Below are 14409 nucleotides of genomic sequence, written 5' to 3'. Positions count from 1 at the left end.
AAAGATGTTTACACCCCCTTTTATTCTGTCGATTGCCGGTGGCGGCAGCACCTATACGCCAGGTATCGTGAAAAGCCTGATGGTACGCCTGCAGGACTTCCCGCTGGCCGAGATTCGCCTATACGATATCGACGAAGCACGCCAGAACACCATTGCACCGGTGGTGGAGAAGGTCATTCGCGACCATAGCCAGAGCATTACCTTCACCGTGACTACAGACCCGGAAGTCGCGTTCAGCGGGGCGCACTTTGTCTTCTCCCAGATGCGTGTCGGCCAGTACAGAATGCGTGAGCAGGATGAGAAGATCCCGCTGCGCCACGGCGTGGTGGGCCAGGAAACCTGCGGTCCTGGCGGGCTGGCATACGGCCTGCGCACGATCCTGCCGATGGTCGAGCTGATCGATCTGGTGGATCGCTACGCGCATGAAAAAGCCTGGATCGTGAACTATTCCAACCCGGCAGCGATCGTTGCGGAAGGGGTGCGCCGCCTGCGACCGGACGCCCGCGTGCTTAATATCTGCGATATGCCAGTGGCGGCGATGCGTAACATGGGGGCCATTTTGGGTGTGGACCGCCACAAGCTGGAGGTGGACTACTTTGGTCTGAACCACTTCGGCTGGTTTACCCGCGTGCGGGTGGACGGCGAGGACAAGCTGCCGGAACTGCGTCGGCATATCGCGAGGTTCGGCCTGCTGACGGAAGATGCGGCCAAAACCGATCCGCAGCACTCGGATCCGTCGTGGGTGAAAACCTGGCGCAACATCAAGCCCATCATGGATAACTTCCCGGAATATCTGCCAAACCCCTATCTGCAGTATTACCTGATGCCAAACCAGATTGTGGAACATCAGAACCCGGACTATACCCGCGCGAACGAAGTGATGAACGGGCGTGAGAAAAAGCTGTTTGCCGCCGCAGAAGAGTATAAGCGTACCGGGATTTTACCGGATGCCTTCCACGTGGGCGTCCACGGCGAGTTTATTGTCGATGTCGCCTGCTCGCTGGCATTTAACCTGCGTCAGCGCCATCTGGTAATGGTGGAAAACCGCGGGGCGATAACCAATCTGCCGTACGACGCGGTGGTGGAAGTCCCGGCCTACATCACCTCTGAAGGGCCAGAGCCGATCCGCGTGGGTCGGGTCCCGCTGTTCCATCAGACGCTGCTACAGCAGCAGCTCGCCTCTGAACAGCTGCTGGTGGAAGCGACCATTGAAGGCAGCTACGAAAAAGCGCTGCAGGCGTTCACCCTGAACCGTACCGTGCCTACCATGGAGCACGCAAAAGCGATTCTCGATGACATGATTGACGCCAACCGTGACTACTGGCCTGCGCTGCAAAAAGCCTGGCAGAACGGTGAAGCGGTGAAAAAATAGGGTCGTGCTCGCGAGTTGAACGTGGTTTGCTTGTCGGTGTCAGAAAAAACACCGACAATCCTTTTTTACGGAAAAGAATGGAGGCAACCCATGTCCACCTCATATTTTGTCGCCGCCGACTGGCTGATTGAGCACGGTGACGATCCGGAAGTACAGATTATTGACGCGCGTATGGCACCTGCCGGGCAGGAACACCTTCGCGATATGGTCGCAGAATACCGCGCAGGGCATTTGCCGGGCGCGGTATTTTTTGATATTGAAGCCCTGTCCGACCATAACTCCCCTCTCCCGCATATGCTGCCGCGCCCGGAAGCGTTCTCCGTGGCGATGCGCGAACTTGGCGTCAATCGTGACAAGCACCTCGTGGTTTACGATGAAGGTAACCTCTTCTCCGCACCGCGCGCCTGGTGGATGCTGAAAAACTTTGGCGTGGAGAAAGTCTCAATTCTTGCAGGCGGCCTCGCGGGCTGGAAGCGTGATGAACTGCCATTACAGCAGGGCGACGTGACGCTGCCGGAAGGCGAGTTCGACGCGACGTTTGACGCGCATCGGGTAAAACGTCTGACCGACGTGCTGGTGGTCAGCCATGAAAAAACGGCGCAAATTGTCGATGCCCGCCCTGCAGCGCGCTTTAACGCCCAGGCGGATGAACCGCGTCCGGGGCTGAATCGCGGCCATATTCCCGGCGCGTTAAATGTGCCGTGGGGCGATCTGGTGTTTGAAGGTGAATTAAAAACGACCGATGAGCTGCGCGCTATTTTTGATCGTCAGGGCGTGGATGTGCATCGTCCCGTTATTGCCAGCTGCGGGTCCGGCGTCACGGCCTGCGTGGTGATTCTGGCGCTCGCCACACTCGGTGTAAACGACGTGACGCTTTATGATGGCGCCTGGAGTGAATGGGGTGCACGAGACGATTTGCCCGTTGAACCGGCCAAATAATGGATAACCGTCTGGCCACGCTGTTAACGCGCGGGGCGTCACTGACCCGCGCGGAATATCGCGTGCTGGCCCACCTGACAGAGCATCCTCTGCTGGTGGGCAATATTACGGTGCGCGAACTGGCGCAGGCGACGTTCGTCTCAACCGCTACCATTATGCGTTTGTGTCAGAAATTAGGCTTCAGCGGTTTCAGTGAATTTATCTGGCACTGCAAACAGCTGTTAACCGAGACGCCGTATATCGCCGCGCAGGCACAACAGCGCCCGGAACTGCCGGCGCTTTTCAGTCAATTTATCGCGAACTATCAACACACCTTTCAGTGGGTAACGCAGGAGAAGCGCGCGCAATTTTCGACGTTACTGCGCCAGAAAGAGAGCTTCTTTCTTTATGGCGCCGGCTTCTCTTATCTCTTCGCCGAGTACCTCACCAAGAAATTGCAGGTGCTGGGCAAAACGGCGTTTATTTCCGGGCCGGGCGATAGCCGAAACATTTTCCTCAGCAACGCTGCGCGGTATCAGGTGTTTATCGCCGTCTCACGCAGCGGTGAAACCGAACAGGTGCTGGATAAAGCGCGGATCGCGAAAAACGTGGGGATGACGGTCGTGGCTTTTACGCGCGCTTCGGCCAATACGCTGGCGGGAATGGCAGATTTGCACTTTGCCTTATATGACGAGGCGGTACATTACGCCGCAGAAGCCGCTGGCGTGACGTCGTTTGAGTCGAATCTGGTCCTGCTGATGGATTTACTGCTGCTGGAAGCGACGGGGTGAAAAATCACCCCGCGTAATCAGATAATGCGGGTGGTTTTGAGATCGCGCAGGAATCCGCCCCAGCGACGCTCGTAAAACGGCGTGATGTGCTCGGTAATAAAGTGGCTGATGCCCTTCTCATCCTTCTTCACCTGACAGATATCGATCGGCTCATCACCCGGCAGCGTATCGGTGGCAACACTGCCCGCAGCCTGAATAATCTCCTCGATATCGCCGTCTGCTTCAATGCCAATCAGCAGTACCGGCTGTTCATCCGTGCTCTCTTTAACAGAGCAGAGGAACGCGCGCCTCACGGGTTTGAGGGTTTTGAATAGCGTGGTCAGCGAATCAATCATCTGCGCAGGGGGTTCGGCTACTTCAGACAACAGCAGCGTTTCGCCTCCTTCCAGCACTTCCTGCGTACTGAGCGGGTTGCCCTCCTCGCCAATCAGATGGTTGATTTCACGCGGGGTGAACTCTTTCCCGGTTGGCAGTTTGGCGTTGAGGAACAAGGTCTGGCCCAGCGTCATTTCGAACAGAGTGCGCACCGGCATCACCACGAACGCCTGCTCGTCTTCAACAGCCTGCTGCAGCGCTTCCAGCGAGGTGAAGAACGGGATCACCGAAGTGCCGTCGTCCTTCTCCCAATGGAGCAGGTCCAGCGCGCTGTCTTCAACAACCTGTTCGCCTTCCGCTGCGGTACCCGGAACCCAGACGGTGGACTCCAGCAACGTGCGGAAAAATGCCGGACGGTGGGCGGGCTCGGTCGCCGCCTGTTCCAGCAGAGTTTCTAATTCGTTTTTCGTTTCAGACATAGTTTGGCTACTTCAACATAATGTCGGCTGGCGCAAGGCTAACAGGCCTACAAAACCGTAGGCCCGGACAAGCACAGCGCCGCCGGACAAAGACAATTACTCGGCAGTCAGCAGGTTTGCGATAGTACGCACGCCCAGTCCCGTTGCCCCTGCAGACCACTGCTCAACGGCCGCTTTACGGTAGGTTGCGGAGCAGTCGATATGCAGCCAGCCTTCGTGATAGTTCTCAACGAAGTGAGACAGGAAACCGGCCGCCGTGCTCGCACCCGCCGGATAGGCTGCGCTCGCGGTGTTGTTCAGTTCGGCGAAGTTAGACGGCAGCTGGCTGCGGTGGAATTCGGCCAGCGGCAGACGCCAGAACGGTTCGTTCTCCGCGGCCGCGCTTGCCAGCAGGCGAGCTGCCAGTTTGTCGTCAAAGCTGAACAGCGCATGGTAGTCGTTGCCCAGCGCGGTTTTCGCCGCACCGGTCAGGGTCGCCATGTCGATAATCAGCTCTGGCTTCTGCGCAGACGCGTCGATGAGACCATCGGCCAGCACCAGACGACCTTCCGCATCGGTGTTCATCACTTCCACGTTTTTACCGTTACGGTAGCGAATGATGTCGCCGAGCTTAAAGGCATTACCGCTCACCATGTTGTCCGCACAGCACAGGTAAAGCTTCACGCGCTTGTTCAGACCGCGCGTAATGGCAAACGCCAGCGCGCCGGTGATGGTTGCCGCACCGCCCATATCGGACTTCATGGAGTCCATGAACGCGCTCTGCTTCAGACTGTAACCGCCGGTATCGAACGTGATGCCTTTCCCGACCAGGCAGGCAAATACCGGTGCTGCTTTATCACCGGTTGGGTTGTAATCCAGCGCCAGCAATACCGGAGGACGCTCGGAACCGCGACCCACGGTGTGGATCCCCATATAGTTCTGCTCGCGCAGGTCTTCACCTTTGGTGATGCGGTAAGACATTTTGTCGCCGGCCACGCCGCACAGCAGGTCAACGGCGCGCTGCGCAAGTTGTTCAGGACCCAGCTCTTCTGCCGGGGCGTTAATGGTATCGCGCACCCAGTCGATAATGGTCAGACGGCTTTCCAGCTCTTTCTGACCCGCTTCGTCGAGCGTCGCCCACTCGATTTTACGGCTGCCTTTCGGTCCTTTGTAACCCGCCCAGAATGCCCAGCTGCGGTCGATATCCCAGCCTTCGCCGTCCAGGGTGACATGTTTAATGCCCAGACCATCAATTTTGCGCGCCGCGCGCTGGATCAGACCCAAATCATCGTTGCCAGTCAGGTGCAGGGTAATACCGTCGTTGTTGATACTGTAGGTGGCTTTCTCGCCCCAGCGCGCGTCAGCAGGCTGATTCGAGATCGTAATCTTCATCGCTTCGGTCATTTTATTTATCCTTATTAGCAAACGGGCCGCCTGAAGGCAGCCCGTAAGGTGATTTATTCTGCTTCATCTAACCAGACTAACAGAATCGCCTCCAGAATTTTTTCATTGGATGCGTTTGGATCGTCGTCAAAATCGTCTAAATCGCAGATCCACTGATGCATATCGGTGAAGCGTACGGTTTTAGGATCGAGATCCGGGTTAGCGTCGTAGAGCGCTTCGCCGATTTCACGGCTGTCAGTCCACTTCAGTCCCATATCAGTGCTCGCGTGCGTGGTTGATGGTGTAGCGTGGGAATTCCACGACCAGATCTTCATCGGTCACCAGAGCCTGGCAGCTCAAACGGCTGTCTGGCTCCAGACCCCATGCTTTATCCAGCATGTCGTCTTCATCTTCGGTGCTCTCGGCCAGAGAGTCAAAACCTTCACGCACGATGCAGTGGCAGGTTGTGCAGGCACAGGATTTTTCACAGGCGTGTTCCACTTCGATACCGTTACGCAGGGCAACATCGAGAATGGTCTCACCGGTCTTCGCTTCCAGAACAGCACCATCCGGACAGAGGTCCGCATGAGGCAAAATAACAATCTTTGGCATATTAAACCTCGTCCACGGACTGGCCTTTCAGCGCGACGCGGACAGATTTGTCCATGCGGCGAGCAGCAAAGTCCTGGGTTTGTTTATCAACGTTTTTAATGGCTTCTTCTATTGCATCAGCATCATTGCCTTCGGCCACTGCGCTTAAGCGCGCGGCAGCCTCGTCAATCACCTGACGCTCAGCGGCGCTTAACAGCGCGGCGTCGGCAGCGAGCGCACCGTTCAGACTTTCCAGCACGCGTGCGGCTTCAACTTTCTGTTCTGCCAGCATACGCGCCTTCACATCCTGTTCGGCGTAGCTCATTGAATCCTGAATCATGGAGGCGATCTCACCATCGGTCAGGCCGTAGGACGGCTTCACCTGGATAGACGACTCAACGCCGGTGGATTTCTCCATCGCCGTGACGCTCAGCAGGCCGTCCGCATCCACCTGGAAGGTAACGCGAATATGCGCACCGCCCGCAGGGAGCGCAGGAATACCGCGCAGCGCAAAGCGCGCCAGTGAACGACAGTCCTGCACCAGCTCGCGCTCGCCCTGCATCACATGGATGGACATCGCGGTCTGGCCGTCTTTGAAGGTGGTGAATTCCTGCGCGCGCGCCACCGGAATGGTGGTGTTACGCGGAATGACTTTCTCCACCAGTCCCCCCATGGTTTCTAAACCCAGGGAGAGCGGAATAACATCCAGCAGCAACATCTCGCTGTCCGGCTTGTTGCCGACCAGAATATCCGCCTGGATAGCCGCGCCCACGGCAACCACTTTATCCGGGTCGATGGACGTCAGCGGCGTGCGGCCAAAGAATTCACCCACCCGTTCACGCACCAGCGGTACGCGCGTGGAGCCGCCAACCATGACCACTTCCAGCACCTCGTCAGCCTCAACGCCCGCATCTTTCAGTGCGCGACGGCAGGCCAGCAGGGTGCGTTTCACCAAAGGCGCGATCAGGTCGTTAAACTGTTCCCGGGTGATTTCCCCCTGCCAGCCCGCCACGTTGACGGTGACAGACTGCGCATCGCTCAGCGCGATTTTCGCGTCGATGGCCACGTCCAGCAGTTCACGCTGCACGCGTGCATCGCTGCGATCGGGGATACCCGCCTGCTCGCGAATGAAATCAGCGAGCAGATGGTCGAAGTCATCGCCACCCAGCGCAGAATCACCGCCGGTAGCCAGCACTTCAAACACCCCACGGCTTAAGCGCAGGATAGAGATATCAAAGGTCCCGCCACCCAGATCGTAAACCGCAATCACCCCTTCCTGACCGGAGTCCAGGCCGTAGGCAATGGCGGCCGCCGTCGGTTCGTTCAGCAGGCGCAGAACGTGCAGTCCCGCCAGACGCGCCGCGTCTTTGGTGCCCTGACGCTGTGCATCATCAAAGTAGGCCGGAACGGTAATGACCACGCCATCGAGATCGCCGCCGAGCGTTGCCGTAGCACGCGCCGCCAGCGCTTTGAGGATATCAGCAGAAACGCGGATCGGGTTCAGCAGCCCCGCTGCCGTGGCAATCATTGGCAGGCCGTTTTCACTGGCCTGCAGCTGATACGGCAGATGCGGATAACGGGTCTGAATATCGGCGAGGGAGCGGCCCATCATGCGTTTTACGGAACTGATGGTGTTCGCCGGATCGCGCGCGGCGTTCGCGCGTGCGTCGTAGCCAACCGCGTGGCCCTGCTGTTGGTAGTGGACCACGGAAGGCAGCAGATGACGGCCCTGCTCGTCAGCCAGCGTTTCCGCCTGGCCGCTTCGCACGGTCGCCACGAGAGAATTGGTGGTGCCCAGATCAATACCTACCGCCAGACGACGCTGGTGCGGTGCGGCACTTAAGCCAGGCTCACTAATTTGTAATAAGGCCATAATTGCTTCCGAAATTAAAAATCGAGCAGCTTTTCTTCGAGTTGTTCAGCACTGCTTCGCAGTTTATCGAGAAAACGGAGTTTGCGCACAGTGTCTGCCGCCACATCCCAGGTCTCGTTGTTCAGTTGCTCCACCATCAGTTGATGGCGGGTATCGAACATGCCTTTTACGCGCTTAATGAAGCTTTCCAGACGCGCTTCATCTTTGGCCTGTTCAATCTCATCCAGCTCTTCACGCAGTTCCAGCTGTTCCATCAAAAACGCCGTATCACGCACGGTGTGCTGTTCACTCGCCAGATCAAAGCCATGAAGCGAGAGCAGATACTCAGCGCGAGACAGTGGATGGCGCAGCGTCTGCCAGGCCTGATTGATGGTCGCAGATTGCGATACCGCAGCCAATTGCTCTGACTGAGTACCACTGGCGAATTTATCCGGATGATACTGACGCTGCAGATCCTGGAAGCGGATCGTCAGCGCCTGCAGATCAATCGGGTATTGAGCGGGTAGTCCGAAGAGAGTGAAGTAATCCATAACAATCTCAGGGGTAGCCTGTTAGAACAAACCCCACGCACAGGAGTCCTGCGGTGGGGTTTCGGATGACGCGCGGTTAAACGTGGAAGCTTTCGCCGCAACCACACTCGTCTTTGACGTTCGGGTTCGTGAATTTGAACCCTTCGTTCAGGCCTTCTTTTACAAAGTCCAGCTGAGTGCCATTGAGGAATTGCAGGCTTTTGCCATCGACCACCACCTTCACGCCCTTGTCTTCAAACACGGTGTCATCAGACGCCGGTTCGTCAACAAACTCCAGTACGTAAGCCATACCAGAACAGCCGGAGGTACGTACGCCCAGTCGCAGGCCAAAGCCTTTACCACGGTTCGCCAGAAAAGAGCTTACTCGCGCGGCAGCGCTGTCGCTAAGGGTAATCGACATACTCAAACCTCAATTATTTTGCTTCACGTTTGCTTTTGTAATCCGCAATGGCGGCTTTGATCGCGTCTTCTGCCAGGATAGAACAGTGAATTTTCACGGGTGGCAGTTCGAGTTCTTCAGCAATATCCGTGTTCTTGATTGCCTGTGCTTCGTCCAGAGACTTGCCCTTCACCCATTCGGTGACCAGGGAGCTGGAGGCGATAGCAGAACCGCAGCCGTAGGTCTTGAAGCGCGCGTCTTCAATGATACCTTCATTGTTGACTTTAATCTGCAGCTTCATCACGTCGCCACACGCTGGCGCACCGACCATACCGCTACCTACGCTTTCGTCGCTGTTGTCAAAAGAGCCAACGTTGCGCGGGTTTTCGTAATGATCAATAACTTTTTCGCTGTATGCCATGTTGAATTCTCCTTATGTACCGATTAGTGATGTGACCATTCAATGCTGTTCAGATCCACGCCCTGCTTGAACATTTCCCACAGTGGAGAAAGGTCACGCAGACGACCGATGGAGTTGCGAACCAGCTTGATGGTGTAGTCAATCTCTTCTTCGGTAGTGAAACGACCTAAAGAGAAACGGATAGAGCTGTGTGCCAGCTCGTCAGTCATGCCCAGTGCGCGCAGCACGTAGGATGGCTCCAGGCTTGCAGACGTACAGGCAGAACCGGAAGAAACCGCCAGGTCTTTCAGCGCCATAATCAGCGATTCACCTTCAACATAGTTGAAGCTGACGTTGAGAATGTTTGGTGCGCCCTGTTCGAGATCGCCGTTCAGATACACTTCTTCCATATCTTTCACGCCATCCCACAGACGGTTACGCAGCGTGCGCAGGCGCGCCATCTCGGTTTCCATCTCTTCTTTCGCAATACGGTAAGCTTCGCCCATACCCACGATCTGGTGAACAGGCAGCGTACCGGAACGCATACCGCGCTCGTGACCGCCACCGTGCATCTGTGCTTCGATGCGGATACGCGGTTTACGACGAACGTACAGTGCACCAATACCTTTCGGGCCATAGATTTTGTGGCCGGAGAAGGACATCAGGTCCACTTTCAGCTGGCTCAGATCGATAGGCAGTTTGCCCACGCTCTGGGTGGCGTCTACGTGGTAGATGATGCCGCGCGCACGGCACATTTCGCCGATGGTCGCGATATCTTGCACAACGCCGATTTCGTTGTTTACGTGCATGATGGAAACCAGGATGGTGTCATCACGCATGGCCGCTTCGAGCTCTTTCAGGTCGATAATACCGTTGCTCTGTGGTGCCAGGTAAGTCACGTCGAAACCTTCACGCTCGAGCTGACGGCAGGTATCCAGCACGGCTTTGTGTTCGGTTTTGCTGGTGATGATGTGCTTGCCTTTTTTCTGATAAAAGTTGGCCGCACCTTTGATCGCCAGGTTATCGGATTCGGTCGCACCGGAGGTGAATACAATCTCACGCGGGTCGGCACCCACCAGGTCAGCAATCTGATTACGGGCGATATCTACCGCCTCTTCAGCATGCCAGCCAAAACGGTGTGAACGGGAAGCTGGGTTACCAAAGTTTCCGTCCAGGGTCAGACACTGCATCATTTTCTCGGCAACACGCGGGTCCACCGGCGTGGTTGCGGAGTAGTCGAGATAAATCGGTAATTTCATTGCTCTATAAACTCCGTACATCGCTTCAATGCAAGGAATCAGGCAACCGGCTGGATGTACGACCGAGTACACGGAGCGAGCGAACGCTCCGGCCTGATTCTGAAATACTTATCTTTTTATTACGCGCGTAATTTGACGTCGATCGCGTCCTGCCCGCGGGTGCTGCGTTGGGAGTCCTGGCTGTGCTGACGGCCAGAGACATCCAGAACTTCCTGGTTATTTACCAGTTCACCTAAGGTGATGTTGTTCAGGAAGCCGGTCAGACGATCGCTCAGGTCGCGCCACAGCGCGTGGGTCAGGCACTTATCGCCGCCCTGGCAGCCGCCTTTACCCTGGCAACGGGTCGCATCAACGGATTCGTCAACGGCACTGATCACTTCGCCAACTGCAATACTGCCCGCGTCTTTACCCAGCAGATAACCGCCGCCTGGGCCACGAACGCTGGAAACCAGTCCATTTTTACGCAGTCTGGAGAACAGCTGCTCCAGATAGGAGAGGGAGATCCCTTGTCGTTCAGAAATATCAGCCAACGGAACCGGGCCCGCTTCGGAGTTGAGCGCAACGTCCAGCATCGCGGTCACGGCATAACGCCCTTTAGATGTCAGTCTCATGTCTTACTTAACCTCAAACTCGCCCCTGCCCGGGGTTTTTTATAGTAAAATGGGGGTATTGCATAGCAGGGCCAAGTCTGACATTCCTGACTAAAATGGTCAACTATTTACTTGACTGTTTTAGTCAGGTATTTAACCTTCCGTGCCGTATCACCAGGATGGGCACTACTCTTTATTCTTTTGCTCAATCGACGCCAGGATCCCGCGCAGAATGTTCAATTCCTGGCTTTCCGGACGCGCACGGGTAAACAGGCGGCGCAGCTTGTTCATTACCTGCCCCGGGTGACCTTCACGGATGAAACCGGTAGAGAGCAGGGTCTGCTCCAGGTGACCATAGAAGCGCTCCAGATCGTCCACCAGCGGGTAGACGGCCTCTTCCTGCGGCTCTGCCGTTGCTTTTTCCTGCGTCGCCAGCCACGCCATACGCACTTCATAGGCAATCACCTGAACGGCCATTGCCAGGTTCAGGGAGCTATATTCCGGGTTAGCGGCAATGGCCACGTGGTAATGGCACTTCTGCAGTTCATCGTTGGTCAGGCCCACGCGTTCACGGCCAAATACCAGCGCTACAGGAGCCTGTTCGGCTTCAGAGACGCTTTTCAGACCGCATTCACGCGGATCCAGCATCGGCCACGGCAGTGTACGGGAGCGGGCGCTGGTCCCGACCACCAGACTGCACCCTGCCAGGGCTTCGTCCAGAGTATCCACGATCTGCGCGTTACCAATGACATCGCTGGCGCCCGCAGCCAGAGCGATAGCCTGTGAGTCGGGTTTCACCAGTGGGTTAACCAGCCACAGGTTCGTTAAGCCCATGGTTTTCATAGCGCGGGCTACGGAGCCCATATTGCCAGTGTGCGATGTCTCGACCAGCACGATTCGAATGTTTTGCAGCATAGTTTTAATGTCTGGATTCTGTGTCTGAAGAATATTCGGCCATATTATCATAAACGAGAGACATATTCCGATCTCGCTGCTATACTCTGCGCCGATTTTCCCGTTCTTTAACATCCAGTGAGAGAGACCGATGCATCCGATGCTGACCATCGCCGTGCGCGCAGCGCGCAAGGCGGGTAATGTAATTGCCAAACACTACGAAACGCCAGATTCTGTTGAAACCAGCCAGAAAGGCAGCAATGATTTCGTAACCAACGTCGATAAAGCCGCTGAAGCGATTATTATCGATACCATCCGCAAATCTTACCCGCAGCACACCATCATCACCGAAGAAAGCGGTGAACTTGAAGGTACCGATCAGGATGTTCAATGGGTTATCGATCCACTGGATGGCACCACCAACTTCGTCAAACGTCTGCCACACTTCTCCGTGTCTATCGCAGTACGCATTAAAGGCCGTACTGAAGTCGCCGTGGTTTACGATCCAATGCGTAACGAACTGTTCACCGCAACCCGCGGTCAGGGCGCGCAGCTGAACGGCTACCGTCTGCGCTGCAGCAATGCACGCGACCTCGACGGTACCATTCTGGCGACCGGCTTCCCGTTCAAGGCGAAGCAGCACGCAACCACTTACATGAATATTCTGGGCAAACTGTTCACCGAATGCGCGGACTTCCGTCGCACCGGTTCTGCCGCGCTGGACCTGGCCTATGTGGCTACCGGTCGCGTTGACGGTTACTTTGAGCTGTCACTGAAGCCGTGGGATTTTGCAGCGGGCGAGCTGATCGCGCGTGAATCAGGCGCCATTGTTTGCGATTTCACCGGCGGCCACAACCATCTGACGACTGGCAACATCGTTGCAGGTAACCCACGTGTTGTTAAAGCCATGCTGGCAAACATGCGTGATGAGCTGAGCGACGCGCTGAAGCGTTAATCCAGCCTGCGGTGCCCTCTCCCGCCGGGAAAGGGCACCATGCTGTACCTGACTAAAACGGCCTTAATCCCCTTCCCACCGGCACCGCACTCATCCACATCGTTACCGCAGCCACCAGCAGAATCATCCCGCCCGCCAGCGCGAGCGTTGTCCATCCGACCTGCCGCCACAGCACCGGCGTTTTATTGCCGCTGAGTTTGACCGCCAGTTGACGGAAACTGTGCACCAGCAGTGCCAGTGACGAAATCGTGAGTGACGTCCCGGCCGCCATGGCCAATGCCGAGAGCATTCCCCAGCCAAATACACCCATCACCTTACTGAACAACAGCACCATGATTGCCCCTGAACACGGACGCATGCCCATTGAGAGCACAACCATCAGCCGCGCTCGCCAGTCATCACCGTTCTTCAGCTGCGCCTGCGTCGGCAGATGCTGATGCCCACAGCCGCAGTACGCAGTGTGTTCATGGTGCGGCGTAAAAGCTCTGAACTGGGGTTTGTGCAGCAAAGTCCGCAGTTTTTTCAGTGCCCGCCAGCACAGGAGCAAGCCCAGCACACCGACCAGCGCGTAACTCCCCTTCTCCAGCCAGAAACTGCTGATATGCAGCTGACGAGCAGGAAGGCGTAATAACGACAGGACGACCACCACCAGCGCAATCGCCACGCCGCCCTGAAGCAGCGAAGATGCGAGGGTCAACCCAATGCTTGATTTGAGCCTGGAGGGATGGGTCGCAAGCCAGGTCGCGATCACGATTTTGCCGTGTCCCGGCCCCAGCGCATGCAGGACACCGTAGAGAAAGCTGAAGGCCAGAAGAGAACCGCCTGCCTTCGTCGGGTTCTCCGCCACCGCCTTCAGTAAGCCACTCATCTGCTGGTTGACCTCGCGCTGCCAGACAATGCTTTTCATCATCACCTGCGGCCAGGCGTGCCATAGCCACAACGCGCCGCACACGGCCAGCAGCAAAAAGAGCGCCAGCGGCCAGAGATGAAGCCAGCGGCGTGATTTTCGTACCGGAGATGCGATCACTGACATTGCAACGTCACCTGCTGTGCGAACTGTTTACCCAACTCCATGTCTTCGGGTGGTGCATCTTCTTTATCGAGAGAGACCGCAAAATTGAGCGTCTCTTCGCTCGGTTTTGGCGTGTGCATTGCCATCGTGCAGGTTTTTTGCAGGGCTGCCGGTAGCGTCACATCACTCTCCTCTGCGTAATGCATATCGACATAGTAAGTGGGATCAAAGGTGGAAAACGTATAGGTCTGCCCAGCCAGCGGCTGCGGATGCGCCAGCGGCAGGACAAACGTCAGTACCGCCTGATGTCCGTCGCGGGTCATGCCATATTCCGTCGGCCGATTCATAAATTTCACTTTTTGTCCGTTATGCCAGAACTCGGTGAAATAGTGCTGACCAAGCACGTTGGCCATCACTTCCGCCGCCAGCTTTTTCCAGATTTCATCCCCGGGTTTTGCATTCCCGGCATCGTACAGCAGGTCAGCCGAGGTGATTTCATCCATCGTCCAGCGCATTTTCAGGCCACTGAGCTGCGTTCCGTCCGTTACCAGCTCGGTTTTCAGGCTGATAAAACTGTGAGGATGCGCGACGACAGCAAAGGGGATCACCGTCAAAAATAACGCCATTGCGCTTTGTTTAACTGTTTGCATCAATTCCTCACGTCATAAATTCTGTGATGTTCGCCAGCA

Annotated in this window: 17 protein-coding genes; 4 read left to right on the top strand and 13 right to left on the bottom strand. The window is 56.4% G+C overall.

The genetic code is table 11. The features are described 5' to 3' along the window. Window positions 1-4 precede the first annotated feature (4 nt). From QE396_RS00310 to QE396_RS00300, 3 genes are all read left to right on the top strand, one after another. The gene (locus QE396_RS00310; protein ID WP_047366205.1) at window positions 5-1372 is read left to right on the top strand and encodes a 6-phospho-alpha-glucosidase; all 1368 of its coding nucleotides are present in this window, start codon (window positions 5-7) and stop codon (window positions 1370-1372) included. 90 nt (window positions 1373-1462) lie between these two features. Beyond that, window positions 1463-2311, top strand: coding sequence for a 3-mercaptopyruvate sulfurtransferase (gene sseA / locus QE396_RS00305; RefSeq protein ID WP_020883027.1), 849 nt, complete (start codon window positions 1463-1465; stop codon window positions 2309-2311). After that, window positions 2311-3081: a MurR/RpiR family transcriptional regulator gene (locus QE396_RS00300; RefSeq protein WP_020883026.1), complete on the top strand. Its 771-nt coding sequence runs from the start codon at window positions 2311-2313 to the stop codon at window positions 3079-3081. Before sseA ends, QE396_RS00300 begins: the two co-directional genes overlap by 1 nt. Window positions 3082-3098: 17 nt before the next feature. Here QE396_RS00300 and sseB read toward each other — a convergent pair whose 3' ends face one another. The 11 genes from sseB to trmJ all read right to left on the bottom strand — a co-directional run bounded on the left by sseB (window position 3099) and on the right by trmJ (window position 11774). Beyond that, window positions 3099-3875, bottom strand: a complete 777-nt coding sequence (gene sseB, locus QE396_RS00295) for an enhanced serine sensitivity protein SseB (protein WP_020883025.1) — start codon at window positions 3873-3875, stop codon at window positions 3099-3101. A 96-nt stretch (window positions 3876-3971) separates the two neighbouring features. After that, a complete protein-coding gene (gene pepB, locus QE396_RS00290) occupies window positions 3972-5258 on the bottom strand; it encodes an aminopeptidase PepB (protein ID WP_020883024.1) in 1287 nt (428 codons plus the stop codon). A gap of 53 nt (window positions 5259-5311) precedes the next feature. Next, window positions 5312-5512: a Fe-S cluster assembly protein IscX gene (gene iscX / locus QE396_RS00285; RefSeq protein WP_014171178.1), complete on the bottom strand. Its 201-nt coding sequence runs from the start codon at window positions 5510-5512 to the stop codon at window positions 5312-5314. A gap of 1 nt (window position 5513) precedes the next feature. Continuing rightward, a complete protein-coding gene (gene fdx / locus QE396_RS00280; protein ID WP_014171179.1) occupies window positions 5514-5849 on the bottom strand; it encodes an ISC system 2Fe-2S type ferredoxin in 336 nt (111 codons plus the stop codon). Between the two features lies 1 nt (window position 5850). Beyond that, window positions 5851-7701 carry a Fe-S protein assembly chaperone HscA gene (hscA, locus tag QE396_RS00275; protein ID WP_020883023.1) on the bottom strand — a complete coding sequence of 617 codons (1851 nt, stop codon included), beginning with the start codon at window positions 7699-7701 and terminating at the stop codon, window positions 5851-5853. A gap of 14 nt (window positions 7702-7715) precedes the next feature. Continuing rightward, the gene (hscB, locus tag QE396_RS00270; RefSeq protein WP_014171181.1) at window positions 7716-8231 is read right to left on the bottom strand and encodes a co-chaperone HscB; all 516 of its coding nucleotides are present in this window, start codon (window positions 8229-8231) and stop codon (window positions 7716-7718) included. 76 nt (window positions 8232-8307) lie between these two features. Next, a complete protein-coding gene (gene iscA / locus QE396_RS00265; RefSeq protein ID WP_003860659.1) occupies window positions 8308-8631 on the bottom strand; it encodes an iron-sulfur cluster assembly protein IscA in 324 nt (107 codons plus the stop codon). Window positions 8632-8644: 13 nt separating this feature from the next. Beyond that, window positions 8645-9031, bottom strand: a complete 387-nt coding sequence (gene iscU, locus QE396_RS00260; protein ID WP_003860661.1) for a Fe-S cluster assembly scaffold IscU — start codon at window positions 9029-9031, stop codon at window positions 8645-8647. A 23-nt stretch (window positions 9032-9054) separates the two neighbouring features. After that, window positions 9055-10269, bottom strand: a complete 1215-nt coding sequence (gene iscS, locus QE396_RS00255) for a cysteine desulfurase (protein ID WP_020883022.1) — start codon at window positions 10267-10269, stop codon at window positions 9055-9057. Window positions 10270-10388: 119 nt separating this feature from the next. Further along, window positions 10389-10880 (bottom strand): Fe-S cluster assembly transcriptional regulator IscR, encoded by a 492-nt coding sequence (gene iscR, locus QE396_RS00250; RefSeq protein WP_020883021.1) that lies wholly within the window; start codon window positions 10878-10880, stop codon window positions 10389-10391. 165 nt (window positions 10881-11045) lie between these two features. After that, window positions 11046-11774, bottom strand: a complete 729-nt coding sequence (gene trmJ, locus QE396_RS00245; RefSeq protein WP_032669904.1) for a tRNA (cytosine(32)/uridine(32)-2'-O)-methyltransferase TrmJ — start codon at window positions 11772-11774, stop codon at window positions 11046-11048. Window positions 11775-11904: 130 nt separating this feature from the next. Between trmJ and suhB the strand changes: the two genes are divergently transcribed. After that, window positions 11905-12708, top strand: coding sequence for an inositol-1-monophosphatase (suhB, locus tag QE396_RS00240; protein WP_020883019.1), 804 nt, complete (start codon window positions 11905-11907; stop codon window positions 12706-12708). A gap of 52 nt (window positions 12709-12760) precedes the next feature. Here the strand turns inward: suhB and QE396_RS00235 are convergent, their stop codons facing one another. Continuing rightward, window positions 12761-13741, bottom strand: a complete 981-nt coding sequence (locus QE396_RS00235) for a nickel/cobalt transporter (protein WP_020883018.1) — start codon at window positions 13739-13741, stop codon at window positions 12761-12763. Continuing rightward, window positions 13732-14370, bottom strand: a complete 639-nt coding sequence (locus QE396_RS00230) for a DUF1007 family protein (protein ID WP_020883017.1) — start codon at window positions 14368-14370, stop codon at window positions 13732-13734. The genes QE396_RS00235 and QE396_RS00230 overlap by 10 nt, the downstream gene beginning before the upstream one ends. Between the last annotated feature and the right edge of the window lie 39 nt (window positions 14371-14409).

Source organism: Enterobacter sp. SORGH_AS_0287, assembly GCF_031453695.1.
Lineage (GTDB): Bacteria > Pseudomonadota > Gammaproteobacteria > Enterobacterales > Enterobacteriaceae > Enterobacter > Enterobacter ludwigii.
The sequence above is the reverse complement of the archived record's forward strand: the minus strand, read 5'-3'. Positions and strand labels throughout refer to the sequence as shown.

Bases quoted from the DNA above. Each gene is read 5' to 3' on its own strand.
- iscX (WP_014171178.1), bottom strand. From the start codon at position 5,512: ATGGGACTGAAGTGGACTGACAGCCGTGAAATCGGCGAAGCGCTCTAC.
- iscS (WP_020883022.1), bottom strand. From the start codon at position 10,269: ATGAAATTACCGATTTATCTCGACTACTCCGCAACCACGCCGGTGGAC.
- fdx (WP_014171179.1), bottom strand. From the start codon at position 5,849: ATGCCAAAGATTGTTATTTTGCCTCATGCGGACCTCTGTCCGGATGGT.
- pepB (WP_020883024.1), bottom strand. From the start codon at position 5,258: ATGACCGAAGCGATGAAGATTACGATCTCGAATCAGCCTGCTGACGCG.
- hscB (WP_014171181.1), bottom strand. From the start codon at position 8,231: ATGGATTACTTCACTCTCTTCGGACTACCCGCTCAATACCCGATTGAT.
- sseB (WP_020883025.1), bottom strand. From the start codon at position 3,875: ATGTCTGAAACGAAAAACGAATTAGAAACTCTGCTGGAACAGGCGGCG.
- iscA (WP_003860659.1), bottom strand. From the start codon at position 8,631: ATGTCGATTACCCTTAGCGACAGCGCTGCCGCGCGAGTAAGCTCTTTT.
- QE396_RS00230 (WP_020883017.1), bottom strand. From the start codon at position 14,370: ATGCAAACAGTTAAACAAAGCGCAATGGCGTTATTTTTGACGGTGATC.
- hscA (WP_020883023.1), bottom strand. From the start codon at position 7,701: ATGGCCTTATTACAAATTAGTGAGCCTGGCTTAAGTGCCGCACCGCAC.
- suhB (WP_020883019.1), top strand. From the start codon at position 11,905: ATGCATCCGATGCTGACCATCGCCGTGCGCGCAGCGCGCAAGGCGGGT.
- iscU (WP_003860661.1), bottom strand. From the start codon at position 9,031: ATGGCATACAGCGAAAAAGTTATTGATCATTACGAAAACCCGCGCAAC.
- iscR (WP_020883021.1), bottom strand. From the start codon at position 10,880: ATGAGACTGACATCTAAAGGGCGTTATGCCGTGACCGCGATGCTGGAC.
- QE396_RS00300 (WP_020883026.1), top strand. From the start codon at position 2,311: ATGGATAACCGTCTGGCCACGCTGTTAACGCGCGGGGCGTCACTGACC.
- sseA (WP_020883027.1), top strand. From the start codon at position 1,463: ATGTCCACCTCATATTTTGTCGCCGCCGACTGGCTGATTGAGCACGGT.
- trmJ (WP_032669904.1), bottom strand. From the start codon at position 11,774: ATGCTGCAAAACATTCGAATCGTGCTGGTCGAGACATCGCACACTGGC.
- QE396_RS00310 (WP_047366205.1), top strand. From the start codon at position 5: ATGTTTACACCCCCTTTTATTCTGTCGATTGCCGGTGGCGGCAGCACC.
- QE396_RS00235 (WP_020883018.1), bottom strand. From the start codon at position 13,741: ATGTCAGTGATCGCATCTCCGGTACGAAAATCACGCCGCTGGCTTCAT.